The organism is Hungatella effluvii (assembly GCF_003201875.1).
GTDB classification, from domain to species: Bacteria; Bacillota; Clostridia; order Lachnospirales; family Lachnospiraceae; genus Hungatella; species Hungatella effluvii.
In genome coordinates, this window is sequence record NZ_QJKD01000001.1 from 333,298 (window position 1) to 359,410 (window position 26,113).

The following is a 26,113-nucleotide window of genomic DNA, read 5'->3' on the forward strand; positions in this document are numbered from 1 at the left end:
AAAGCCGTTCAAGAAGCTTCGGATGTCCATCCGATGTGAAAAACAGTGCAAAAACAGTCTTATAAGCGAGCTTAACGCCTGCTTTTGCACTGTTTTTCCCGCCGTCCTGAACTGTTACTCCTTAATAAAGAATTGTTTAATTGCCAGAGCCGCACCGCCTCTGGCCCCGGTGAGAGGATTGAAATCGATAAACTCAATCTCAATCTCCTGATCGTTCAGGCCAAAGATATGCTTCTTAGTCTCCTCCAACAACTGTCTCCGGTTCCTTTTCACCTTCATAATATAGCCGTCCACAATCACTAACGGCGGGCTGATGAGATTGATGATGTTGGCCAGTGTTACGCCCAGATACATAACCGCCTCCTCCATGACCTTCACCACATATGCGTCGTTGCACTCTTCCGCCATCAGCACGTCCTTCATGGTCAGTTCCCCGGTGTCCGGACAGAGTTCCGTCAGCATTGTGGCAACGCCATCATTGACTGCGGCTTTGCACTTCTTAAGAATGGCTCTTTCGCTGGCCATCTCCTCCAGGCAGCCGTTGTGGCCGCAAGTCTCACATTTGGGGCCGTTGATGTCCACTACCATGTGCCCCGCCTCTCCTGCGCTGGCATTTTCTCCGGTAATCATCCGGTTCTTCACAAACAGAGGACAGGCGATACCATAAGAAATCAGGTAGTATGCGAAGGAATCCGGCCTCAGAGTCTTTCCGAACATCTCCTCTCCTATGGCGCGCGCTCTCGCATTGTTCTCGATCAGGACCGGAATATCCAGTCTCCGCGACAAATCTCTCGCTATGTTTTTATTATTCCATTCTGTTTTAAAGCTTTCTCTTAAAATTCCCACCTTGGATTCCACAAACCCCGGAAGGCCCATGCCCACTCCGAGTATCTTCTCCGGGTCCACGCCGCTTTCGGAAATCAGCTTATCAATATTGCGGGCAAGCGTATCCATTTCCTCAACATATAATCCTTTCATGGGCGGATACTTCATGCTGATTTGTTCATTCCCCCGCAAATCCAGCATACAGATTGCGGTCTGGTATGGATTCATCTCCACTCCGACAGCATATCTGGCGTCCTGAATAAAATTGATTTTGATCGGTTTACGTCCCAGGGAACGCTCCTCCACGTCAGAATCCTCTGCCGCAAACTCATAGACCAGCCCCCTCTCGATCAGGGACGATACATTCGTCGTGATCGTCGGCGGAGTCAGCGACAGCATCTCTGCGATCTTGCTCCTCGATATAGGGCCGTACTTATAAATTATCTCCTTGATCAGAGCCTCATTCTGTTTCTTAACTCTGGGCAGATTCGTTCCGCGTGCAGTCATTTTATTCCCTCCAACTCCGTATTCTATCCCTTTCATTATAGTGAATTTCAGGACATATTACAAGCAGAGGATACGCAAAAGCCTTACGTATCCTCTGTCCGGCGTATTATTTTAATGCTGCATAATCTGCCTCTGTATAATCCTTAAGCGGATCCCAGTTCGGGAAATCAAAGGTTGCGTAATCGAGGCCGACAGCTTCGGATGCTCTCTGCCATTCCACGGTGGAAGCCTCTGACAATTTTTTCAGTTCACTTGAATAGTCTGTAATACTCTGGGAAAGCACCCCCTGTAAGATGGCTCCCAGGCTCGGTTGTACGTCTTTTACTTCCGCATAGAAGTCATATGCTTTTTCGTCTCTTGTTGTTGCTGCAGGTACCACCTTTGCTATTTCACTTGCAACTTCGTAATACTGCTTCATAACTTCATTCGTCATATATTTTTCATTGACGCTCGGTACGATTGAAACATAGTTACCGTCGGATACACAGCCGGACTGATATCCGTAGTCTTCATCAAACAGAGCCATTAAATATTCCGCCGCCTCTTTCGGATGCTTGGACTGTTTATAAAGTCCCATCCACGGAGCACTTTCTACCTGCTGAACACCGCCCTTTACTCCACTGTCCGGAACAGGAACTGCCATTACTCCATATTTTAAGTCTGGATAACTCTGCGCCCACGGTGGAATACACCACATACCCTGGCAGAGGAAACCTGCCTGTCCCTGAGCAAACATCTCCCTTGCCTCGGGAGCGCTGATATTCACAGTATCCGGATGAATACTTCCGTCAGAAACCAACTGTTCCATCAGTGCCATTGCCTCATTCATGGCTTCGCTGTCATATGGAGCCTTCCCATCTACAGTCAGCACCTTGGCATTGGGAGCGACTTTTCCACCTCCCACAGCAGCTAAGGAGCGAGCCAGAATATCCAGACGATTTAGCTGTTTTCCGCCTTCAATCAGACCGAATACCTCACCGTTCCCTGTTTCTGTTATCTTTTTACACGCCTCTGCAAATTCAGAATACGTCTCCGGAACCTTGGTAATACCAGCATTGTCCAATACATCTTTGTTATAGAAGAATAAACAATTTACGACCGGCATATTTTCCGGAATTGTATAGAGTTCTTCCCCCTTCATAGTCACTCCCTCTTCAAAAACAGACGGATCCAGTGTATTTAAAAATTCCTCTGTCACGTAGTCATTCAGCGGCTGGTACCACTCTTCCTTCAGTGCGGTGCTTAAGGTCATGCCTGTTGGAATCGGGAATAAATCTGGTCCATCTCCTGATTTGATCATTGTAACAATCGTATTCTTAAACTGATCAATCGTCAGCATCGTGTATTCGATGGTGATATTGGGATGATCCTCCATATACTTCTTGTTAAATTCCTCTCTTCTTGCCAGAGAACTGTCACTCCAGTCCACAATCCGCAGGGTAATCTTTTCATCCGATTCAGCCGCCGTTGTATCAGAACTGCTGTCCTTAGACGAAGCTTCCGTCTTCTCCTGTGTGGGTGCTGCTGTTGTGTCGCTTCCCCCCGTACTCGGCATCGCACAGCCCGTCATGGCTGTTACCGTCATTGCAATTGCCAGTGATAATGCCCCCATTTTCTTCAGTTTCATAAAATACTTCCTCCTTTTATTTATGTTTTCCAAGCGCTTGAAACATATAGCCCTTGTAATTCTCCACTCCCGGCTGGTTAAATGGATTTACCCCCAGCATGCTTCCGGAAAGGTAGCATGCAAATTCAAAAAAGTAAAACAACTGGCCAAAACTGTATTCGTTCAATTCTTTAATCTTCAGCCTGACACATGGAAGCCTCTCACTGTGGGCCTGAAAGGTAGCTAAAAACGCAGCTCTGTTGACCTCCCGCAAATCCGCCCCGTTTAAGTAATCAAAGCCGTCGTCCACATCGTCCGCCTCAAGAATCAGTTCCTCATCCGGATTTTCAATATCCAGAAATGTCTCAAACAGTACCGGAGTCCCCTCCTGTACAAACTGGCCGATCGAATGCAGATCTTCCGAATATTTTACAGCCACCGGATACAGCCCTTTTCCGTCTTTCCCCTCGCTCTCCGCAAACAGCTGGGTCCACCAGCCATTGAAATACTGATACCTCGGTTCAAAGGAAGCCAGCATCTCCATGCGGAAACCTTTCTGATACAGAACATTACGGATTGCGGCATACTGGAAGGCGCTGTTTTCTGCCCCTGCTGCCGTCTTTAAATTCTGCTCCATATCCCTGGCGCCGGATACCATGGCACGAATATCAATTCCCGCCACCGCGGCCGGGAACAGCCCGACATTGCACAGGGCGGAATACCGTCCCCCTATGTCTTCCGGGAAGTCAAGAAATGTATAACCGTGAGCCACACACAGCTCCTGCAGCTCACTTCCTCTCGTCCCGGTTGCGAATACCCTGCTGTTGTAGTCTGCCCCATAGCGTTTTCTCAGATACTGCCTGAGAATCCGGAAACCGATTCCCGGTTCCATCGTCTCAAAGTTCTTGGCAATGACATTTATATATACGGATTTCCCGTCCAACTGCGCTAAAATCTGCTTCATATACGCGGAAGATATATTGTTTCCGGCGTACAGAACCTTTACCTTACTCTGGTTAGGCAGCGCACAGGTCACTGCCCTGGCCGCCTGATTGGAACCCCCGATCCCGATTACCACGAGGATATCCCCATCGTCCCGGACCCTTTTTGCGAAAGTCTCGATCTCAGCAATCCGCTCTTCTCCGGCCCACTCATCCACGCTGAGCCATCCAAGACTGTCACGATACTGCTCTTCTCCGGCCTGTGCCCGGGTCAGGATTTCTTTCTTCTGTCTCATGTACTCGTTCAGCTCTTCACAAGACGCCTGCCCGCTTCCGTCATAGAATTCCAAATGTACCATACCGATCACCTACCCAAGAATTTCCCGAACATACGAAACTGCCTTCGTATACCGTTCAAAGTCTACCTTTCCTTTTTCATATTCAATGACCGCCCAGCCATTGTCTCCGAAATTCTTTTTTATTACAGACAGGAGTCTTTCATAGTCCATATTGCCCTTGCCCAGGTCCACATAGTTATCCTGTTTCTCAGCAAATGTCCTGCATTTTTCCATATCTTCTTTTTTAAAGTCCCGTAAATGAACGTATGAAATTCTGTCCGGATACTTCTCTAATAAATCTGCCGGATCCCAACCGCTGCCGGCCGCCCATCCGGTATCCAGTGCAAACCGCACCTCCGGAGCATGATGAATCAGCGCCATAAACAGCAGGCCATCCTGGTCAAACTCCCAGCAGTGGTTATGATAGTTGATGGAAACACCACTCTCCTTCGCCTTTGCTGCTATCTTGTTCAGTTTTCCAGCCATTTTCTCAGCCGCTGCCGGATCAGATAATCTCGGATCTATGCCTTCTTCTGGATGCTGCGATGGGTCGTTCTGAGCCATGCCTGTAAAAATAATATTCTTATTCGGCATAACCTGCAGAAATTCCACTGCCTTCCCAACCGCCTCCTCCACCTTCTGCGGATCATCCAGCAAATCGGTCCACAGCGCAGATACATGAAGTCCTGCCAGCTGCAAATGATACTGATCCAGCAGTTCCTTTAAATAACTGCTCTTTTCGACTCCGAAGAAACGCGCGCCGATCTCCACGCCCTGGCATCCGGTCTTCTCAAATTCCTTTAATACTTCTTCCGTTTCCTTTGCGATCCTGTCGGTAAACAGGACGGCATGACAACCTATTTTCATTCTAAAAATCCTCCTGGTCTATTCAAAGTCGTAACAGTTCAGACGGCTCATCGTCCGAGCTGTTACTCAAAATCAATGGGAACACTGCATCCGCAGTCTGAAGACTCCTGCAGCGCGTCGATCAGCTTCTGAATATAAACGCCTCTCTGGAAGTCTGTATCCACCGGCGTTCCTTTTTCAATTGCATCAATAAACTGTTTTATCTCAAAATAGAAATTGATTGCAAACGGTGTTCTCGGAACATTTTCATTGATCAGATACATCTCCTCCGGAACCTTTACGCACTCCGGCGCGCCTAAATATCCGCCCTCCGGATCTTTCTTCTGGATCTGCAGTGAGAAATGGTCGGCACCGTCAAATACTGCGTTTCCGCCGCTGCCGTATACCTCCACCGTATGTCTGCTGCCGATTCTGCTGGCCGTGTAGGAGAGCAGGACGCCATCCCTCGTTCTGGCAGAGAACATGGCCACATCGTCGTTATCCACACTGCCCCTGCCGTTCCCATGTACCCGGTCGCGTTCCTCCACCATAATACCGCTCATGCATTGTACCTCGGTGATCGGTCCCGCCGTGTCGCGGATCAGCATATCGCCAATGTCCAGCATATGGCTTCCAAAGTCCGCCATGGCTCCAGGTCCCGATAACTCCTTCTGCATCCTCCATTCCAGCTTTACCTGTGGATTGGCGATTCTGTTTCCGCCAAGGGACTGGCGAATATAAAATATCTTTCCGAGGGAGCCGTCATCGATCAGCTTCTTCAAATACATATACCCGGGAATTCCGCGGTAGCAGAGCCCGATCATGCAGACATTGCCGGACATTTCCGCATAATTTAACGCTTTCTGGCATTCCGCCGCATCGACTCCAAACGGCTTCTCACACAGGACGTGTTTTCCCGCCTTCAGAGCCTGAACCGTTAATTCAATATGGGAGGCATTGGGGGTACAGATGCTGACTGCATCCACCAGATCCAGAAGTTCTTCAAAGCTTTCGCAGGCCCTTGCCCCCTCCAGTCCGAATTTCTCTATGTAACCGGCGGCTCTCTCCCTGATAATATCGTAAACAGCCGTAATCTTCGCCTCCGGCACTCTTAAATACCCGTCAATGTGGTTGCCTGCGATTCCAATCGTATTTCCAACTCCTACAATTCCTACTCTTACCATTGTTTTTCTCCTCTCAACGCTTTCCTATAAATGCCTTTAAATATTCTTTTCCAAGTATCAGACCATTCTCCACCAGTTCCAGCGAATCCTCGTAATCCGGATCCTCGTGTTCGATGCTGACAGTTCCCTGATATCCTGCTTTTTCCAGTTCTCCGGTCAGCTTTCTCCAGTCCAGAAGTCCATGGCCCGGAATCCGGTAGCTCCACCAGCTGAAATCTGTCAGAATTCCGCACTCCTTCAACCGCTCTTCTTTTATCTCCGTATCCTTGGCATGGACATGGAATATCCGGTCCCCGAACTCCGCCACCGGAGCATACGGATCGATAAACTGCCATACCAGATGGGAGGGATCATAGGCCAGCCCCACCATTTTGCTGTCCAGCCGTTTTAAGATCTCTCTCCACATCACCGGAGAAATGGCGATATTTCCCATCAGCGGGCAGTTCTCAAAGGCCAGCTTTACATTCTTCTTCTCTGCGTATTCTACAATGGGAGCAAAGGTCTCCACAAACTGATCCAGGCTCCGGGCCGGTGTCCTGCGGATCGAATCCGCCTTGTCATAGATTCCCTCCTCCAGGGTCTTATTAATGCCCGTAGAAGTCACGATCTTTTCTATTCCAAGATCGCCTGCAAATGCAATCCTCTTTTTCAGTTCCGCAATATGCGCTTCTGCTTCCCCGCTGTCTGTGCTGAGAAAATTTCTGCAGTAGGTAAGAGATGTTATCGCCACCTTCCCCTTCTCCAAAACCCGCTCAAACAGTTCTCTCTCCATCGGAACGGTAGGTCCCACTTCCAGGTCTTCAAAGCCCTGGGCCGCCGCCCATTCCGCAATTTCGTCCAGATGCACCATCCCTTTTTTCACAAGGATGTTTGTCATAAAACCAAGTCTCATCTTATTCCTCCTCGTTATGAACACTCATTAACTCTTAACCGCTCCCGCAATGCCTTCCACGAAGTATTTCTGCAGACAGATAAACAACAGAATGATAGGAATAACCGCAATCACGCCGCCGGCCGCGATGCCGGTCCAGTCAACGGTATTTTCACCTTTAAACGCGTACAGTCCGACAGCCAGAGTACGGGAAGACGGGTTGTTCAGCGTCAGTACCAATGGAAGCATAAATGCGTTCCACGCCCAGATGGTCTCCATGATGACTACAGTAGTTGCAATCGGCTTCGTCAGCGGCATCATAATATTAAAGAAGGTCCGAAAGAAATTACAGCCGTCCACCTTTGCCGCCTCTTCCAGTTCTCCGGGGATCTGCTCGAAAAAGCTGGAGAAGAGAAGAAGGAAAATCACGTGAGCGCCGCCGGCCTGAGCCAGGATCAGCCCCAGTTTCGTACCGACCAGCTTCATGCTCTTGATCACCTCATAGGTAGGTATGATCGTACTGACTAACGGTATCGCAATGCTGCTCATGAAAACCATCATCACCACTTTCTTACCCACGAAGTTATATCTTCCCATCGCATATCCCGCGAGCATGGTCATGATCAGCACGAGGAATACCGCGAAAAATGTTACAATTACCGTGTTAATGAAGTATGTATCGAAATGCGCCTTCTCCCAGATTCTGGTGACATTGTCAAAGGTGGGATTCTGGGGAATCAGTCCCAGTTTATTTTTAAAGAATTCGTTCTGGTCCTTGAAGGAAGCGGATATCATCCACAAAAACGGATAGATCCATGCCAGGCCGATTATCAGCAGCAATCCATGATTCAGCAGGGTCTTCACCTGTCTCTTTGCCTTATCTCTGTTCATCTATCTTTACCTCCTGATTTCCTGACATCTATACGCGCCTGCTGTTCAAACGCGCCTTGATGATATTTAACACGACACCGATCACAATCACAGCGATTCCAAAGAGAATTGCCGCCGCGCTGGCATATCCCAGTCTCGGCATTCCAATCTCACTGGAGAACGCCGAACGATAAACGTAAGTGGCTATAACATCGGTCGCATAGAAAGGGCCGCCTTCTGTCATCGTCTTGACAATATCGAATACCTTCAGGGAATTGATCGCGCACAGGATTGCGATGATTCCACCGACCGGTGCGATAAGCGGAAGGACGATATGGATAAATGTCTGGAATCTGGTAGCTCCGTCCACGGTGGCCGCCTCGTACACGTCCTTCGAAACGCCCTGAAGTCCAGCCAGCCAGTAGATCATGTAAGTACCGCAGTCTTTCCAGAGAGAGATGAGTACCAGCGTCGGCATGGCGTATTTTGCATTTCCCAGGAAATTAATCGGCGTCTTGATCAGATGAAGCGTGACCAGTAAATGGTTAATCGGCCCCTGGACACCCAGCAGGAAGATCATGATGATACCGACGACTGACGCTGTGGTGACAACCGGTATAAAGTACATGGTCCGGTAAACAGTTCTCCCCTTCAGCGCCTCGTTGTTCAGCATATATGCCAGGAACAGCGATACCGCCAGCTCTAAGGGAACGATCATGATTGTATATTTGAAGCTGTTGAAAAAGGCATTCCAGAACAGCTCGTCATGAATCAGTTCCACGTAATTCTGAAGTCCGATAAAAGCCGCATGGCTCGTCAGACCCGACCAGTCCAGAAACGAGTACTGGATACTGCAGATGATGGGATATCCCTGAAACAGGATATAAAAAATAAGTGACATTGACATAAACAGCCAACACCAGCCGTTTAAGATCAGCTTCTCCCGGCGTTTATTCCGTTTTGTGACAGCTTCCACTCCCATATTCTCCGTCTTTGCTTTCATAATCCACCTCACAGATAAAATTTCTTACGGTTTGAATTAGTTTTTTAATTTAATTAAATAATATCATTGTGCCTATTACTTGTCAATATATTTTTTAATTTTTTATATATTTCTCACAAAGAAAGGGCTAAAACCACTTATGAAGTCCTGGTTCATAAGCAATTTCGGCCCTTTCCAAATTAAATTTTACTGCTAAAATCCTGTATAGTGCTGTCCTACCTCGATCACACGGTATACATCCACACATTCCTGGAACTCTATTTCATGCTGCTGCAGAAAGGTGCAAAACTCCGACCAGTATTTTCCCGCCTCTTCCCGCTCTCCTGCTGCCAGATAAAACAACGCCTTACCCAGACGCCTGATGTATTCGGAGTGAAACTCCAGATGAATCCAATAGCTCCGGTTCTCCTCTCCGCAGCTTTTCGCGTGTTCCTGGATAAACGGCAGAAACTCATGCGCCATTTTTTCAAGCGTCGCCATGCGGTCTGCCACGACACGGTTCTCCCGCGGTCCCTTTCCATTGAAATAATCACAGCTGCATAAGGCAGACACCGCTTTTAAGTACTCCCGTACCCGTTCGCCCTCAAGTCCATATGCCGCCGAGAAATACTCTTTTTCCAGCCGCTCCTCAGAAAGGAACGGATCAAACAGCTTCTTTCCCATAATGTAGTTCGGCAGTGCATTCGGAAGCGCCGCCCGAAGCTCCTGGCAGCTGATATATCCGTTCAGCCCCATATCCCCCAGCCGCTCTATATCATGGCCGATGACCTCCGCCAGCCTGACATAGCCAAAATCTCCGTAATGAGCCCTGCCCAGCGGATAATCATAGACAAAGCTGTCCCCGTGAAATATCTCCTGCCACGCGCGCAGAAAAGCCATATTCTCATTCAAGTCCACCGGAAGCCGGATCTCATTTCTCCGGTATGGCATAACGGCTCCATACTCCGGACGGATTTGGTATGACTCCTCAAAAGTACGGCTGATCGGCGCAAACATCAGCACAAAACGGTCCGGGTTCTGAAAGCGCTCCTTTTGGGGCGGCCATAAAAGCTCCTGATACAGCAGAAATACGATCCGCATGGTGCTCCCCGCCTCCGTAAGCTTTTGGTCGGCCAGATTTAGTATTCTGACGTACTGGTCGGAAGGAAGTTCCATCTTGCAGGAATCACACTCGCAGACGTTGTTGTACTCATCGGCCAGCCATACGTGAAGATAATCGATATCCGGATTCTGAACCGCATACCGGACAATCTGATCGGTAAATGCCTTCATTACCGTTTCATCGGAATAGCAAAGATTTGTATTCATTGGAATTCCATGAAACAGCGCCCGTGTTCCATTCAGCTGCGCCATCATGCCGGTCTCTTCTCCGGTTGGATTCCGAGATGCTGGCTTCCACTCCACTGCCGGAAATCCGATTACGTCACCGGTCCATCCGTGCCCCACCTGATGAAGCTTCAGTCCCCTCCGTTTCATCTCCCTGCGAACGGTCTCTGTATATGCTTCCGCCCGGTCCATATTAAATTCCTCCTCCGGAAGCAGCGGATTGTTTTCATGATGGTACCATCTGGCCATAAAGGTATAGGGAAGCTTAAACTGAAGGAAAAATGAGTTATATCCCATTTTGGGCAGCCAGTCAATGAAGTCCAGGATGTTTTCCAGCGAATCGGCACCCTCAATGCAGACTCCCCGATGGCGCAGGGAAGCCGTCTTTTTCTCAGTCATCGAAAGTGCATCCAGCCCGGACAGCGGCTCGATGACCTCATACTTCTTCCCCGGCCGCAGGAAATGACAGCCGGCAGACTGGAGCCAGGAGTATACACCGATCAGCACACTGCACGGACTATTTCCGGCGATCACGCCGCCCTGTTCTCCGGTATCAATTACATATCCATCCGGAGCCATCGTGGATTGTTCCGTTTCATGACAGCTTTCCCCTCCTGCTGCCAGTTCCAGCCTCAGCCGATAGCTTCCCTGCAATTGAAGCGCATCGCTCTTCTCCTGCATCTTTTTCCAGTAATCCTTCAGTTCCTTTTCCGCAAACTGAAATACCTCGTGATTTTGATACGCATTATCTATGATTAATTCCAATTCATGACCCCCTTTCCCCTGACGGGCAGTCTAAAAATGTGTGTCCCACATGCCGCACCAGACATCCTCGTCGTATTTCCCCTCGAACGGAGCCAGCCCCGCAATACGCTTTACCGTCTCATCCACCGTTTCCGGCGTATCATTGTATGCGTTTACGAAGGCCGGTACTCTCGCCACATCGACGAGATGGTTCGTATAATTAAAGGATGTAAACACCGTGGGAACGTCATGTATGTACCAGGGATAACAGCTCGACATTGGATGCGGCCAAAGCAGCCTTACTGAATTAGTCTGTGCGAAGCTGGTAATATCCGCAAAGATCATCACCGCGTCGTACTTCGCCTTAAAATCCGCTATTTTCCCTTTATTGACGGAAGATACCATGAGCTCCGGCTCATAGCCGTATTTCTTTAACGCTGCCAGAATCCGCTCCGTAATCTGATCACTTCCTCCCGACTGAACTCCCTGGCCGTAGGAAGAATTCAGACTTCCCACATTGCCGGACAGGGCAAACACCCCGATCTTTTTATAGACCTCCGGAGACAGAGGAAGCTGTCCCTTCGTATTCTTAACCAGTGTGACAGCCTTCCGCGATGCCTCTCTCGCCGTCTTCAGATGCGCTCTGCATCCGATTCGCCCCAGTGCCTCCTTTCCCGGATGAAAACTGCCGCTCTCTTTCCTTCTGTGAAGCCCGATCGCCGCTTTGCAGGCCAGGATCCGGTAAATTGCCTCCGTAAGCCGCTCCTCTGTCACGATTCCCGACTTAAGGCCCGCTTTCATCGCCTCCAAGTCCTCTTCAATGTCATTGATTCCCAATATCATATCGCAGCCGCAGGCAATCGACAGAGGTATTGCATCGAAACGGCTCATTCCGTAATATCCCATCATCTTCGTCTGATCGGTTACTACCAGACCTTGAAACCCAAGCCGGCCGCGCAGAAGCCCCTCGATTAGCTCTCTGGAAAGGCAGGCCGGCTGCATATCCCGTTCTTCCAGCTGCGGATTCAGCTTCTTCTGATAGGCGGGAAGCGTAAAATGGGCCGCCATGATGCTTAACACACCATGATCAATCGCCGTCTGATAGATTTTCCCATACGTCTCATCCCACTCTTCACAAGTCAGGCCATTGTTTGAAATGGCCAGATGCTGGTCTCTCTCTTCCCAGCCATCCCCCGGGAAATGCTTCAGGCACGGCACTACGCCGAACTCCATGCACCCCTTATTATATGCCTCCACGCAGTCGCTGACGAACTGCGGGTCACTGCCGTAGGCCCTCGTATTAATCAGACTGTTTCTCCAGTTGCCATAGATATCCCCCACCGGACCAAACGTCCAGTTATACCCCACTGCAGATGTCTCACTGCCTGTAATCCGCCCCACCTCATAGGCATAACGGGCATCTCTCGTCGCCCGGACCTGCGCCCCGGAAGCCACCAGGGTTCCCCCTTTCAGCGCGCCGTTAGGACCGGACTCACAGTTTCCCGCGTAGAGATAAGGAATTTTTGCACGCTCCTGAAGCTCTGCCATGATATCCTGAGCCTCCTCGTTGCCATAGAGTGCGGCCCTGAACGGTATGGCCGCAAGCGGATACTCTTCCAGGAACTGAATCAGCTCCTCCCTGCTTTTTCCCATGAGCGGGTCTGCAAAGAGCTGGCATACCTTTTCATGCGGCGTCATGGCGGCCTCGGTTTCCTTTACCCACCGCTCCCCTGCTTCATCCAGATAAAACGGATTTCCCCTTAAATCAACCACTTGATCTGCCTCCTTCTCCTGAGTTTATTTTGATCGTCTAATTTATTTAATTAATTTAATTAAATATTATACTGTTTATGGACTTTTGTCAATCGGGGATACCATTTTTTTCTTTTATCTTTCATGACATAGCGAAAAAGGCCATCCCTATAAACAATATATATGGAAAAAGCACCCCATAGAAAAAGCCCGGCATCACTCCTTCTCAGGACCTTCTGCCGGGCCAAATAACAATCTGTTTAATTCTTCTTATACCGTTCAATCATCTCTTCCAGCGTCACCTGCTCCACTAACGGCGCCTTGCCGAAGGAGCCGAACTGTACGATCAGCGTTCCGACTACTTCCTTTACGCCGCGCTCAACGCAGTTTACAATAGCCGCCACATCGTCGTCCGGGATTGTTCCCTTCATAACCGTATCCATGATCGGGGGAAGGAATACCCGCGGGTCAAACTGGCTCTTCTTAGCCTCCAGCAGCTCGTAAATCCCGCCGATGGACGCGCTGGTACGAAGCTCCGGATATTTTACAAACAGCTCCTTCATATTTCTTGTGACTGCCAGACGGATATCCGTATCCACGTTGATCTTATTGATGCCGCACGGAATGGCTGCCTGCAGCTCCTCGATGGAAATACCGTAGGCATTCGTCAGTTCTCCGCCCAAAGCGTTAATCTCATCTACTATGTATTTTGGCACCGTGGAGGAACCATGAGATACGAGTGCGCCGAAGATGCCTTCATGGCTTAAGCACTCTCTGATCGCCGTGGCGATCTCTTTTCTCAGCTTTACGTCTTTTCCCTTGGAAGCGCCGTGCATGGTTCCGTAGGAGATGGCAAGCGCATCCACGCCGGTCTTACGGAAGAATTCCACTGCCTTTAATGGGTTAGTGTAGGTGGAGGACGCGGAGAATACATGATCTTCCACGCCGGCCAGAACGCCCAACTCTCCTTCTACGCTGACGCCTCTCGCATGTGCATATTTTACCACTTCTCGCGTCAGATCCACGTTCTCGTCAAATGGCAGGGAGGAACCGTCGATCATAACAGAGGTATATCCGCCCTCGATCGCCGCCACACAGGAATCGAAATCACGGCCGTGATCTAAGTGCAGGACGATGGGAATATCCGAATCTGCCCCATATTTCTTTACGGCGTCCGCGATATTCTTCGCGCCGATCTTCTTGTCTTCCAGTGTCGCATTCATAAAGTCGGTACGGCCGCCCATAAAGCCGTTTGCTAAGTCTGCGCCCTGTAAAATGGCCGGGGAACGGAACATCTCGTGCACTTCAATGGCTGCTTTTGCCTGGGCTACCGCGTTTACATTAAACGCCCCCTGGCCGAAACCGTATTTTATCGTTGCCTCCATCAGAGGTCTTAAGGGAATCAATGGCATTGTCTGTATCCTCACTTTCTTTTCTGTTGCCAGTCTGTATCAATTACTTTGTTTTTCTCAGTCCGTCTTTGTATCTCTCAGTCCGTCAGCGCTGCCACGTAATCCGTCAGTGTCAGCGTTATATCCGGATGATTCTGCAATAAACTCACCGGGAAATCGGTGGACGGTTCCCCGTAGGCCGTGCGGCGCACGACCGCTCTGTGCCAGTTGCGGAACACTCCCAGACGGATCTTTCTCGCGTGGGCGATTTCGTAGATTCCAATCGTCACACAGTAACGCGGCATATCCTCCAGCGCTCCGCCGAAATCGCCGATGGCGTTAGCCGTTCTCGTCTCCGGTGTAATGGTGAGAACCCTCGTCTTCTGCGCCAGAAATTCCTCCGGTGAAAGAGACGGATCTGCCTCGTTAAACGCCACATGGCCGTTGATGCCGATGCCGCCGAAGGCAATATCGACGCCGCCCAGCTTCTCGATCAGTTCCGGTATGAAGCCCACATTTTCAGGGTCCGGGAATACTCTCTGCTCTTCCGGCATGATGAGTTCCGGTTTGATCTTCGTATAGACAGTCCGTTCCATGAAGCCATGGAAGCTTAAGGGGTGATCCACGGGAATCCATTTTTTATCGTCGTCCAGATACTCGTCCATGTTGATAAACCAGGTATCCTTAAGACTTAAATTCCTTTCATTGACCATGTCTACGAAATAGGGGTACTGACCAACCGGGCCGACCGGGCAGATAAATACAGTCTTCTTACCCGCCTGATTGTTTGCCTCGATCTCTTCAAACATCTCCTTTGCCATCGCCTGGAAAACCGTGGCGTTGTCCGGCATGCAGATCAGCGGGAGCCTGGGTTCCTTTAAAAGCTGCTCTTTGTTGTACTGGTAATATGCGTGACTCATCATTTTCCTCCTGTCTACTGTCGGAGGGACTGAAAATGCGTTAAGATATGCATTTCGCCATCCCGCCTTAGAAAAGAGAGTGTCTCTGAATTGGAAATAGAATTTCCGGGACACTCTCTTCACCTGTGTGTTACTTTTTACTCTTACTTGCCTGCTTCAATCATGTTATCCAGCATAACGTAATCGGCTACCGGAACTTCTTTCTCTACTGCGCCGGCCTTGATAAAGTTATCCTGCTGAATCTTGTAGTAATTCTCAACGGTGCCGTCTTTGGCGCCTTCCGCTACTTCTTTTCCTGTCAGCCAGTCTGCGTCGCCGCGCTGTGCGTAAACGCTGTCGTAATCGGTTGCTGTCTGCGTGGATACGTACTTGGCAACTTCATCGTAATGATCGTCTGCAGCATAGTCCATGGCTTTGAATAAAGCCCTTGTGAAGCGCAGGAGCTTATCCTGGTTCGCGTCTGCATACTTTGGTGTTGCAATCCAGCTTGCAAGGGATACTGTCGTATCAGAGAAGGTTAAGTTGTCACAGATCTTTGTGGAATCTTTTACTTCCTCTAAAATCTTTAAGCTGTTTGGTGACCATGTGGCACATGCGTCAACACCGCCGGAAATCATAGCGGTTACGATACCGGAGGCGTCCATATCTACAGCTGTGATGTCATCCATGGTCATGCCGGCCTTTGTCAGGCTGTTGACCAGAATATCTTCACTGGAGGTACCGGAAGAATAAGCAACTTTCTTTCCCTTTAAATCTTCAACCTTTGTGAATCCAGGGCCGCCGATTAAAGCGTCGCCGTTGGAGATATGGGACAGAGCGAAGATCTTCGCCTGGCCGTTGACACAAAGCTTATGAGCGCCCTGTCCGATGTAGCCGACATCGATGCTGCCGGACTCCATGGCTGCGATGATGGTAGGGCCGTCTGCGAATTCTACGAGATTAACGGTGATGCCTTCCTCGTCGAAAAAGCCTTTTTCTTTTGCCGTCATCACGGACCATAAGCTTCCGTAGTTTGGCATATATGCCACATTCATGGTGATAGGCTCTGCCTTGGCTTCTGTAGGAGCCTCTGTTGTCTCCTCAGCCTTTGCCTCTTCCTTTGTCGTCTCCGCCGCCGCGGCCGTTGTCGTCTCCGCAGGTGCCGCTGTTGTTGCCTCTGTCTTGGTGCTTCCGCAGCCTGCCAGTGATGCAGCTACCAGAGCCGCCATAATTAATGGTAACGCCTTCTTCATAATGTTTTCCTCCTTTAATGGTTTTTATAAAACATTGAGTTTTTTATAAAATATTGGTTTTTATAATGTTCCAATAAACACTCCCTATTTACGCACTTCCAGATATTCCTGATAAACCTCGCCCCAGATATACGTCTTTAAATCCAGGAATGGAAGCTCCATCTTCATCTCCTGCGTACGCGGATACGGAAGATTGATGTCCACAATCTTTTTGATGCGGCCCGGTCTCGCGCTCATGATAATGACTTTGGTGGCCAGAATGACGGCCTCCTCCACATCATGGGTGATAAAGAAACAGGTCTTCTTCTCTTCCTGCCACGTCTTTGTAAGTTCTGACTGAAGCTGGGTCCTCGTCTGCGCATCCAGAGCTCCGAAGGGCTCATCCATGAGAAGCACTTCCGGCTGTACCGCATAGGCTCTGGCGATCGCCACCCTCTGCTTCATACCGCCTGACAGCTCCTTCGGGTATGCATCCACGAAATCTTCCAGTTCCACCATCTTGATGTACTTCATGGCGATTTCCCTGGCCTGTGCGTCGTTCATACCTTTTAATTTAAGGCCAAACATAACATTCTTTAATACGGTCAGCCATGGGAATAAGGCATACTGCTGGAAAACCACGCCTCGTTCCGTGCCTGTGCCTTCCACCTTCTTGCCGTCTACGTAAACGGCGCCGGAGGTGGCCGGGAGAAGGCCTGCGATAATATTCAGCAGGGTAGACTTTCCGCATCCGGAAGGGCCGACCACGCAGATAAATTCATTCTCCATAATATCTAAGTCAATGCCGTTTAACGCCACCATACGGCCCTTGCGGCCTTCATAGATCTTCTCCACATGATCGATCTTAACCTTTATATTTCTCTCGTTTCCTGCCATCCCGTGAACTTCCTTTCCAGATATTTGATGATCTTTTCACTCGTAATTCCGATGATACCGATGATAATGATGTAGAGAAGCATCGGCGGAACATCGAAGCTGTTGTTTAAAGAACGAATTCTCATACCGAGTCCTGCTACGGCACCTGTCGATTCTGCGGCGATTAAGGTTGTCAGTGCAACGGATACGCCGAGACGGACTGCCGTGATGATAAATGGGGTGGTTGCCGGGAAAATAACCTTCACAAAAATATCTCTGTCTTTTGCTCCCAGAACCCGGGCGGCCTTGATCAGTGTCTCATCCACATTGCGGACACCCTGATAAATGGTAACGCACATAATTAAGAAGGTTGCAAGCCAGATAACGATCACCTGCGGCTTTCTGCCAACACCTGCCGCAATAACAACCAGCGGTACGTATGCCAGTGGCGGAATGTTACGAATAAACTGAATCCATGGTTCTACTATGTATCGTACCGGGCGGTACCAAGCCATCATAAATGCAATCGGCACTGCGGTGACAAATCCAAGGATAAATCCCAGAATAACAGAAATCATACTGCTTGAAAAGTCGTTCCACAGAACACCTCTCTCAATCATGGTTTTCAGTGACTTAATTACTTCCGGAAGAAATGGAAAGCTTCTCGCTGTAGACGGATTGACCGAAAGCCAGAACCAGAGTATCATGGCAACCAAAAATGAGATAAGCAGCCAGCCCCAGTTTGGTATAGCGGCAACGATGTCCTTCTTCTTTTTGTTTTCAGAATTTCCAAAAGACATTTGTAAATCCCCTTTCTTTGTGATTTTTCCCAATACACGCATCTATTTCATGTGTACATTATAACACATTGTATAAAAATAGCACCCCTTATTTAGTCAAACGTTTGCGTAACCGTAAAGATAAAACTTCACGCAAACGTTTGACCATTCACCTATGGCATTTTGTCCATTTTTCGTGTATACTTATGATAAACTGGCATAAATAATAAGGATGTTAAACTCAAGTAAAGGGGGCTGGTTTATGACACTGAAAGAAATCGCCAAAGAAGCCGGCGTATCCATCTCCACGGTTTCCCGAGTCATCAATAAAAACAGCACAAATGCGGCCAGCAAAGAGGTGCAGGACCGGATCTGGGAGATTGTGAGGCGCACGGGATATACGCCCAACAGCACGGCCCGCGATTTGAAGATGGGAGGCTCCGATTCTCCCGAACCGCTCTCCCGCTCGATTGCCTGTCTCTTTGCCCGGACAGAGGATTCTAAATCGGATCTTTTTTTCTCCACGCTGGCACGAAGTATTGAACAGGAGGCGTTTAAGCATAATTATGTGCTCAAGTATTCCTTTACTGCCATTGACATCCATCATCCCAACACCTTCCGTCTCATTACGGACAACCATGTGGACGGCGTTGTCGTGCTGGGACGGTGCGATAAACAGACGCTCAGTTTTTTAAAGAAGTATTTTAACTGCGTCGCCTATACCGGTTTGAATATTCTGGATGCAAAGTACGACCAGGTCATCAGTGACGGCTACCAGGCCTCGCTGACCGCTATGAACCACCTTATGAGCCTTGGCCACACGCGAATCGGATATATCGGGGAGACCAGGGATGAGGACCGCTACACCGGATACTGCACCGCGCTGAACACAGGCGGCATTCCCTTGAAGAAGGAATACGTAGCAGATGTCCCTCTGTCATCGGAAGGCGGCTACCGCGGCGCCAGACAGCTGATTGACCGGGGCGCTGATGTCTCCGCCCTCTTCTGCGGCAATGATGTGACAGCCATCGGAGCCATGAGAGCCATACAGGAAACTGGATGCCGGATTCCGGAGGATGTCTCCATCATCAGCATTGATGATATCGATACGGCCCAGTATCTCTCCCCCATGCTGACCACCATTCACATGCCGGTGGAGGAGATGGGACAGATGACGGCGAAAATCCTGATTGACCGCATCGAGGGCGGCCACCGCCTTCCGATCCGCATGAACCTGCCCTATTACCTGGCCAGCCGCGAAAGCTGCGGTCAGTACCATCCTTCCAGAAACTTAGCAAAATCAAAATAATTAATTATAGAAGAAAAGAGGTAAATTTTATGCTCGTAACGATCTTTGATTCCAACGGATCTGCTGTCATCGACAGCATCGGCGCCCAGTTAATCTCCTATAAGGACAGTACCGGAAAAGAATACATCTGGCAGAGAGACCCGAAATTCTGGAACCGCTGTTCCCCGCTGTTGTTTCCCATCGTAGGAAACTGCCGGAACAACAAGACCATCATCGAGGGGGAGACTTACCATATCGAAAAACACGGCTTCTGCCGCGATGTCGATTTCCAGGTCACCAGACAGTCCGATACCATGGTTACCTTTGAGATTCACGATACGGAAGAGACGAAAGCCATTTATCCATACTCCTTCTGCCTCTCCTTAACTTATGTCATTGAGAACGGCATGCTTTCCATGGAATACTGCGTAGCCAACACCGATGACAGAACCATCTACTACTGCCTCGGCGCTCATCCCGGATTTAACTGTCCGATGGAGGAAGGCGCTTCCTTCACCGATTACGAACTGGAATTCGAAGAGGACGAGACCGCATCCAGCATGGTCTACGATCTGGAACATTTACAGTTTGACCCCTCCCACAGAGTTCCCCGTCTCGATCACAGCCGCAGGCTGCCGCTCACAAGGGAGCTGTTCAAGGATGACGCTGTATACTTTGACGACTTAAACTCAAGGAAAGTATCCATCATCAATAAGAATACGGGACACGGAATTGAGGTGGGATTCCCTGGCTTCGAAACAGTCGCATTCTGGACCCCTTACCCGGCAGAAGCCCCATTCCTGTGCGTGGAGCCATGGAACGGTTCCGGTATTTACGCAACGGAAGATGATGAATTCGTCCATAAGAATCATGTACAGAAGCTGGAAACAGGGAAAAGCAAAACTTACGGTCTTACCATGAGGATTATCTGATTGGAATGGTCCAGATAATTCAGGAAAACAGATAAAAACAAATAATCGGGAGGAGACAGCCTTTTCTTTCACTGTCTCCTCCCGATTATTCCGTTTTTTCTATCACACAACGCTGAAATTTTCCTGGGTAAACTGCCTGTATTTCTCCATAAATAATTTTCTGCGGCTGCTGCTGAGATAAAGCTTCTCGCCGTTTGCCATATGAATCTCATCCCCCTCCATGCTGCTTATCTGCAGCATATTAATCAGGTTATACTGATTAATGCGTGCAAAATGGTAATTGGAGAGCCTCTGCTCTTCGACATCCAGCCTGGCCTTAACCCGTATCTTTTTCTTTCCAAGCACCACGCTGGTCTTCCTGTCATAGGATTCCAGAAAGCAGATATCCTCCATGTTGTAAACGATAGGCTGTCCATTAAATACCGCCGTATATTTTGCACGAGACAATTTCTTCCATTGGTCCTTACGTCCGCAAATATAGATAATTAAACTCTCCTTTTCCTTCTGCTTCAGCTGATCGAAATCGGATTCCTTTGTTGCCCCATCAGAATCTGTATAGACAAGGATTGCATGATACTTTTTTTCCTCCGCGGCATTTAGCAATTCTGCCATAGATAAAAAATAGTCTTCATTTAACAGAATCCCTCTTTTTTTCCATTTCTCAAAATATTCTCTTGCATTATCCAGCTGTGACGTATTGCCTGCGTACACTGCTATCTTCATGCACGCTACCTCCGTAATTTCCTGATATCATATAATTTTGAGATCTCATATTATATAACGTTTTTTTCTTCAGGCTGTGACGTGCAATGCAAGATATTCTGCAAGTTACGCATAAATATAACGAAACTCCTCACACTAACATCAGTTACTTTTGTGAAAGGAGATACCTATGGAAAAAGATAAAAATGCAATCAGTCAGCCCGATGATTTCGATGTTGATATCCAGGCGTGTTCCACCATGGACTGCACCGGCCTTATCCCTGCCCTGCCTGAAACGGAGGCGGAAAAAGAAGCTTACGAAGACTTATACCCTTACATCACCCACGCAAAGAATACTGCGGAAGACAAATAAAATGACCGGGAATGGCGAACACAACCATTTTGTGTCCGACACTCCCGGTCATTTTTCAGCGGACAGGAGACGTGGTTGACACGAAATATCAAACCTCCCGCTTTCTAGCATACATGATAGCAAAAGTTGAATCTCTTACACTCCTGAATAAGCAGAGAAACCGCCGTCAACCGGAATAACCACGCCTGTGATGAAGCCGGCTGCCTCATTGTTTAACAGGAACAGAAGTGTTCCGTTTAATTCTTCTGCCTCGCCGAACCGTCCCATTGGAGTCGCTGCCAGAATCTTAGCAGTTCTCGCAGTAGCTGTTCCGTCCTCGTTAAAGAGAAGCTTTTCATTCTGCTTTGTCACAAAGAAGCCAGGCGCCATGGCATTTACACGGATGCCAGCCTTGGAGAAATGAACAGCCAGCCACTGGGTGAAGTTGCTCACAGCCGCCTTCGCGCCGCTGTAGGCCGGAATCTTCGTCAATGGGGTGAAGGCGTTCATGGAGGAAACGTTTAAGATGTTGCAGCCTTCTCTGCCGATCATGTCTTTTGCGAATATCTGTGTCGGAAGCAGGGTTCCCAGGAAGTTTAAGTTGAATACAAATTCCACGCCCTTCGGGTCTAAGTCGAAGAAGGATATGGTATCCGCCTCGATGTCGCCCATCTCAAAGTATTCCTTCGTCGTCTGTGCCTTCGGATTGTTGCCGCCTGCGCCGTTTACCAGAACGTCACACGGACCTAACTCAGCCAGCACCTTTGCGTGAACCTCTTCCAGGCTCTCGCGCTCCAGAACGTTTGCCTTATATGCCTTTGCGGTATGGCCAGCTGCCACGATGTCCTCTGCAACCTTGCCGGCCGCCTCTTCGTTCAAATCGAGAACCGCAACCTTTGCGCCCGCCTCAGCCAGTGTCTTGGCAAACATACCGCATAAAACTCCGCCTGCGCCTGTAACAACTGCAACTTTTCCTGTTAAATCCGTTCCAAATGATAATCCCATAAGTCATTTCCCTCTTTCTATTTTAATAATCGTTGATTTACAAATCATTGATTTTCTGTCTCAAGATTTCTAATTTTGATTTTGTCTTACATCTACCGGCTCATTTTGCCGATGGCTTCCCACAGTCCGTTTAAATAGGTGGCGCCCAGCGCTCTGTCGTAGAGGCCGTATCCGGCTCGTCCTGTCTCGCCCCAGATCATGCGGCCATGATCCGGACGCATATATCCATCAAAGCCATTGTCATAAAGCGCCTTTAATATGGCAAACATATCAAGGGAACCGCAACTGGATAAGTGCGCTCTCTCCTCGAAGCCCTGGTTGTTGTCCAGAACCGCCACATTTCTCGCATGAACGAAGTGGATTCTTCCCATTGCCGCATATTTAGCCGCCATCTTTACCACGTCGTTCTTATTGGAGCAGCCCAGGGAACCGGTACAGAGGGTGATGCCGTTGTGCTTATCGTCAACCAGCTTTAAGAAACGGTCTAAGTTCTCCTCGCAGGTGATGATTCTCGGAAGTCCGAAGATGCTCCAGCAGGGATCATCCTCGTGGATTGCCATGTTTACGTCACACTCCGCAGCTACCGGAATAATGGCTTCCAGAAAGTATTTTAAGTTGTTCCATAAGTCGTCTTCCGACATGGCGTTGTATTCGGATACCACCTTCTTTAAGCCGTCTCTTGTGTAGCTGGAATCCCAGCCGGGAAGTGTTAAATCGCTGTCGCTCTCAAGGGGGTTTACCTTATCTACCTGATCCTGATAATAGACCAGTGACGTGGAACCGTCCTCCAGCACATGGTCCAGCTGAGTTCTTGTCCAGTCAAAGACAGGCATGAAATTATAACAGATGCATTTGATTCCCGCTTTTGCAACGCGGCGGATATTCTCGCAGTAGTTGGTAATGTACTGGTCTCTCGTCGATTTGCCCAGCTTGATGTCCTCGTGAACCGGAATGCTCTCGATCACCTCAAACGCAAGGCCCGCATCCTCGGTTTCTTTTTTAAGCTTTGCAATGCTTTCATTGCTCCATACCTCGCCGACCGGAACGTCATATACGGCCGTTACGATGGAATGCATGCCCGGGATCTGGCGAATCTGCTCCAGCGTTACCTTGTCATCGTCTCCGTACCATCTGAATGATAATTTCATGATAAACCTCCTTGAATATTAGCAATTTGTCTGCAGCCCATCATCTCGCTGCCTCATGACCTTAGTATAACAAAATCTGTTTTGAATACCATGGATTTAGTTGCCGTTCACATTGCAAAAGTTGCGGTTCTCTACTATACTATATATAACGTAACAGACTTCGCCCATTATCTTTGGAGGTTTTTACATGAAAAAAGAATTATCTACCGGTTTTAATACCAGACAATATATGAATTCCGGGGAATTTGAGGTATTTTTTTACAATGATATGGATCTGGATCATGTGGTAGATCATACCCATCCCTATTATGAGATCTATTTTTTCCTGAACGGAGACGTGACTTATGAGGTGGACGGGAACCGGTATGAGCTGCAGTACGGCGACTATCTGATGATCCCCCCGGAGACGAGGCACCATCCCATCTTCCATTCCACCGGGCAGGACTACCGCAGGTTCGTGCTCTGGATCAGCCGCCCCTATTATGAGGCGCTGGCGGCCAGTTCCGTGGATTTTGCATACAGCTTCCTCCATGTGGCAGAAAAAAAGCAGTACCATTTCCGGACGGATTTTATCACTTTTCAGGATCTCCAGGGACGCCTTCTGGACATGATCGAAGAGATGAGGGGAACCAGACCGTTTCGTGAGACATCAGCCCACTTGATGGTTTGTTCCTTCCTGCTTCATTTGAACCGGATTACCTACGACTTGCTCCACCAGGTTCCCGCAGTCTATGAAAATGTGCTCTATTTAAATGTCTGCGATTATATCAACAACCACCTGGACGAGGATCTGTCCCTGGACCACCTGGCGTCATTCTTCTATGCAAGCAAATACCATATTTCCCACGTATTCAAGGATAATATGGGAATCTCCCTGCATCAGTACATTTTAAAGAAACGTCTTCAGGCAAGCAAAAATGGAATCCTGTCAGGGATTCCATTTGGCGAGCTGTACCATCAGTACGGTTTCTCAGATTATACAAGCTTTTACCGGGCGTTTAAAAAGGAATTCGGTCTCTCACCGAAGGAATTCAGGGAGCAGAAGTCCCTTCCGGAGGGTTATTGAGCGTTGGCTGGCGATTCTGTACCTGCCAATTCTGTGTCTGCCCAATCAGTGCCTGCCGCCCCTCTCCTGACAAAACGCTGCTTCCCCACAGCATCTCGCCTAACGGCTCTCCTTCTCCCACCGGTTCCCGGCCCGGACATAGATCACACTGCTTCCATCCTTTTGTGTCAGCAGAACAGAAGTATCCTCCGTTCCCCAGCTGATGGAAGCCAGATCCCTGACCAGATAAAGATCGGGGCACTGATAGATGGCGCCGCCGCTTTCTGCATCCTTTATAGTAAAGCCCGCGTAGACCTTTCCCAGCAGCGTCTTCGTCTCTGAGGTCAGCAGAAGTCCGTTTTTCTCCTCTGCCGTCGTCTCAAATTCTGTCGCCTCGCTGCTGCGGTACGTGTGGTATTCATCATAGACATTCATGCCAATGATGACACCCGCCACAGCCAGAACCGCCGCCACAGCCAGTATAACCGGAAGCCGCTTCTTATGAACGGCCCCGTACGTTTTCACAACCTTTGATTTTTTGTTCATCCGAACACTCCCTGTATAAGCACCATGTAGATCACGGTTCCCGCTCCGATGCTCAGAAGCGAATTGCCCTTCCAGACATGGAGAAGCACGATCGCCGCGACCGAAATTATCTCCGGCAGCGCATGCGGCCAGGAAATAAAATTAACGCCTTTTAAACAGTATACCACCAAAAGCCCGATTGTAGCATAGGGAAGTGTTGTTCCCAGAAAAGTAATATATCTGGGAGTCTTCTTTCCTGCCGGAAACAGAATAAAAGGAAGGAATCTTGTGAGCAGCGTGGCCGCCGCCATCACAGCTATAATCGTAATTCCCTGTACGGTATGTCCGCTCATGCCTCCATCTCCTTTCCACTCTTCTTATAATCCCATGTAATCGCAGCCAGAATCAGAATCATGGCCGGTATGATAAATGCGCTCTGTCCGAATATCACCACGCAGAGCGCCGAAGCCGCCACGCCGGTTAACGCGGCTTTATGTCCGTGCCCTGACTTCCACTGGTCAACAAATATGACGACAAACAATGCCGTTAAAGCGAAATCCAGCCCTGTGGTGTTAAACGTAATCAGACTCCCCAGCAGCACGCCGATGACGGTTCCCGCCACCCAGTAGCACTGGTCCAGGATAGAGATCCAGAAGCAGACCCAGTATCTCGGAATGCTCTTCGGCGGCTCCTCATGGCATACGATGGAAAATGTCTCATCCGTCAGTGCAAAGATCAGATACGGCTTTAATTTCCCCGCGTCACGATACTTGTCCAGCATGGAAAGGCCATAAAAGAGATGTCGGGCATTCAGCATCAGGGACATTAAAAATGCATAAATGGGATTCACCATCGCCGTCAGAAATGTAATTCCCAGATACTGCAGGCTTCCCGCGTAGACAAACACGCTGATGGCGAGGGCCCACCAGATACCGAAACCGTTGATGTTCATTAAAATTCCATAGGCGGTTCCCAGCACAAGATATCCCGCCATCACCGGCACCGTCCTGGGAAACGCGTACTTCAAAGCTCTTATTCTCTCTTGATTTTCCATGTGTTATCACCTGTTCACTTGCTTTTTTTATGTATATTGTTTACTATATTAATGTAGAAAAGTGATTTTGTC

At 48.9% G+C, this 26,113-nt stretch carries 25 protein-coding genes; 4 read left to right on the forward strand and 21 right to left on the reverse strand.

Going from position 1 to position 26,113, the window contains the following annotated elements:
* Positions 1-114 precede the first annotated feature (114 nt).
* The 15 genes from DFR60_RS01365 to DFR60_RS01435 all read right to left on the reverse strand — a co-directional run bounded on the left by DFR60_RS01365 (position 115) and on the right by DFR60_RS01435 (position 18,011).
* Positions 115-1,332 (reverse strand): ROK family transcriptional regulator, encoded by a 1,218-nt coding sequence (locus DFR60_RS01365; protein ID WP_110321272.1) that lies wholly within the window; start codon positions 1,330-1,332, stop codon positions 115-117.
* Positions 1,333-1,438: 106 nt separating this feature from the next.
* Positions 1,439-2,959 (reverse strand): ABC transporter substrate-binding protein, encoded by a 1,521-nt coding sequence (locus DFR60_RS01370; RefSeq protein WP_110321273.1) that lies wholly within the window; start codon positions 2,957-2,959, stop codon positions 1,439-1,441.
* 16 nt (positions 2,960-2,975) lie between these two features.
* Entirely contained in the window at positions 2,976-4,238 is a 1,263-nt protein-coding gene (locus DFR60_RS01375; protein WP_110321274.1) for a glucose-6-phosphate isomerase, read from the reverse strand.
* 9 nt (positions 4,239-4,247) lie between these two features.
* A complete protein-coding gene (locus tag DFR60_RS01380) occupies positions 4,248-5,084 on the reverse strand; it encodes a sugar phosphate isomerase/epimerase family protein (protein WP_110321275.1) in 837 nt (278 codons plus the stop codon).
* A gap of 62 nt (positions 5,085-5,146) precedes the next feature.
* The gene (locus tag DFR60_RS01385) at positions 5,147-6,247 is read right to left on the reverse strand and encodes a Gfo/Idh/MocA family protein (RefSeq protein WP_110321276.1); all 1,101 of its coding nucleotides are present in this window, start codon (positions 6,245-6,247) and stop codon (positions 5,147-5,149) included.
* Between the two features lie 13 nt (positions 6,248-6,260).
* Complete coding sequence (locus DFR60_RS01390; RefSeq protein ID WP_110321277.1) at positions 6,261-7,139, reverse strand: sugar phosphate isomerase/epimerase family protein; 879 nt, start codon at positions 7,137-7,139, stop codon at positions 6,261-6,263.
* Between the two features lie 27 nt (positions 7,140-7,166).
* Positions 7,167-8,009: a carbohydrate ABC transporter permease gene (locus DFR60_RS01395; RefSeq protein ID WP_002600856.1), complete on the reverse strand. Its 843-nt coding sequence runs from the start codon at positions 8,007-8,009 to the stop codon at positions 7,167-7,169.
* 28 nt (positions 8,010-8,037) lie between these two features.
* Positions 8,038-8,991, reverse strand: a complete 954-nt coding sequence (locus DFR60_RS01400; protein WP_110321278.1) for a carbohydrate ABC transporter permease — start codon at positions 8,989-8,991, stop codon at positions 8,038-8,040.
* Between the two features lie 192 nt (positions 8,992-9,183).
* A complete protein-coding gene (locus DFR60_RS01405; protein WP_110321279.1) occupies positions 9,184-11,082 on the reverse strand; it encodes a DUF4838 domain-containing protein in 1,899 nt (632 codons plus the stop codon).
* A gap of 30 nt (positions 11,083-11,112) precedes the next feature.
* Complete coding sequence (locus DFR60_RS01410; protein ID WP_110321280.1) at positions 11,113-12,834, reverse strand: glycoside hydrolase family 3 protein; 1,722 nt, start codon at positions 12,832-12,834, stop codon at positions 11,113-11,115.
* A gap of 239 nt (positions 12,835-13,073) precedes the next feature.
* Positions 13,074-14,225, reverse strand: coding sequence for a class II fructose-bisphosphate aldolase (locus DFR60_RS01415; protein WP_110321281.1), 1,152 nt, complete (start codon positions 14,223-14,225; stop codon positions 13,074-13,076).
* A gap of 77 nt (positions 14,226-14,302) precedes the next feature.
* Positions 14,303-15,124 (reverse strand): sugar phosphate isomerase family, encoded by an 822-nt coding sequence (locus DFR60_RS01420; protein ID WP_110321282.1) that lies wholly within the window; start codon positions 15,122-15,124, stop codon positions 14,303-14,305.
* Positions 15,125-15,267: 143 nt separating this feature from the next.
* Positions 15,268-16,356, reverse strand: coding sequence for an ABC transporter substrate-binding protein (locus DFR60_RS01425; protein WP_110321283.1), 1,089 nt, complete (start codon positions 16,354-16,356; stop codon positions 15,268-15,270).
* A gap of 84 nt (positions 16,357-16,440) precedes the next feature.
* Positions 16,441-17,232, reverse strand: coding sequence for an ABC transporter ATP-binding protein (locus tag DFR60_RS01430; RefSeq protein ID WP_110321284.1), 792 nt, complete (start codon positions 17,230-17,232; stop codon positions 16,441-16,443).
* Entirely contained in the window at positions 17,208-18,011 is an 804-nt protein-coding gene (locus DFR60_RS01435; protein WP_110321285.1) for an ABC transporter permease, read from the reverse strand. Before DFR60_RS01435 ends, DFR60_RS01430 begins: the two co-directional genes overlap by 25 nt.
* Before the next feature lie 241 nt (positions 18,012-18,252).
* Between DFR60_RS01435 and DFR60_RS01440 the strand changes: the two genes are divergently transcribed.
* Positions 18,253-19,299, forward strand: coding sequence for a LacI family DNA-binding transcriptional regulator (locus DFR60_RS01440; protein WP_110321286.1), 1,047 nt, complete (start codon positions 18,253-18,255; stop codon positions 19,297-19,299).
* A gap of 29 nt (positions 19,300-19,328) precedes the next feature.
* A complete protein-coding gene (locus tag DFR60_RS01445) occupies positions 19,329-20,210 on the forward strand; it encodes an aldose 1-epimerase family protein (RefSeq protein ID WP_110321287.1) in 882 nt (293 codons plus the stop codon).
* A gap of 102 nt (positions 20,211-20,312) precedes the next feature.
* On the opposite strand, the gene DFR60_RS01450 is transcribed toward DFR60_RS01445, so the two are convergent.
* Positions 20,313-20,933: a LytTR family DNA-binding domain-containing protein gene (locus tag DFR60_RS01450; protein ID WP_110321288.1), complete on the reverse strand. Its 621-nt coding sequence runs from the start codon at positions 20,931-20,933 to the stop codon at positions 20,313-20,315.
* 169 nt (positions 20,934-21,102) lie between these two features.
* On the opposite strand from DFR60_RS01450, the gene DFR60_RS01455 reads away from it, so the two are divergent.
* The gene (locus tag DFR60_RS01455) at positions 21,103-21,285 is read left to right on the forward strand and encodes a hypothetical protein (protein WP_110321289.1); all 183 of its coding nucleotides are present in this window, start codon (positions 21,103-21,105) and stop codon (positions 21,283-21,285) included.
* Positions 21,286-21,420: 135 nt separating this feature from the next.
* Here DFR60_RS01455 and DFR60_RS01460 read toward each other — a convergent pair whose 3' ends face one another.
* Together DFR60_RS01460 and uxuA are read right to left on the reverse strand one after the other, a co-directional pair.
* Entirely contained in the window at positions 21,421-22,269 is an 849-nt protein-coding gene (locus DFR60_RS01460) for an SDR family oxidoreductase (protein ID WP_110321290.1), read from the reverse strand.
* A 92-nt stretch (positions 22,270-22,361) separates the two neighbouring features.
* On the reverse strand, positions 22,362-23,417 hold the full coding sequence (gene uxuA / locus DFR60_RS01465; RefSeq protein WP_110321291.1) for a mannonate dehydratase: 1,056 nt from the start codon (positions 23,415-23,417) through the stop codon (positions 22,362-22,364).
* A gap of 187 nt (positions 23,418-23,604) precedes the next feature.
* Here uxuA and DFR60_RS01470 point away from each other — a divergent pair, with 187 nt between their 5' ends.
* A complete protein-coding gene (locus DFR60_RS01470; protein WP_110321292.1) occupies positions 23,605-24,483 on the forward strand; it encodes a helix-turn-helix transcriptional regulator in 879 nt (292 codons plus the stop codon).
* A 99-nt stretch (positions 24,484-24,582) separates the two neighbouring features.
* On the opposite strand, the gene DFR60_RS01475 is transcribed toward DFR60_RS01470, so the two are convergent.
* Genes DFR60_RS01475 through DFR60_RS01485 form a run of 3 tightly spaced genes read right to left on the reverse strand, consistent with a single transcriptional unit; the run spans position 24,583 to position 26,041 of the window.
* Complete coding sequence (locus DFR60_RS01475) at positions 24,583-25,008, reverse strand: hypothetical protein (protein ID WP_110321293.1); 426 nt, start codon at positions 25,006-25,008, stop codon at positions 24,583-24,585.
* On the reverse strand, positions 25,005-25,340 hold the full coding sequence (locus DFR60_RS01480; protein WP_110321294.1) for a branched-chain amino acid transporter permease: 336 nt from the start codon (positions 25,338-25,340) through the stop codon (positions 25,005-25,007). Before DFR60_RS01480 ends, DFR60_RS01475 begins: the two co-directional genes overlap by 4 nt.
* Positions 25,337-26,041, reverse strand: a complete 705-nt coding sequence (locus DFR60_RS01485) for an AzlC family ABC transporter permease (protein ID WP_110321295.1) — start codon at positions 26,039-26,041, stop codon at positions 25,337-25,339. Before DFR60_RS01485 ends, DFR60_RS01480 begins: the two co-directional genes overlap by 4 nt.
* Between the last annotated feature and the right edge of the window lie 72 nt (positions 26,042-26,113).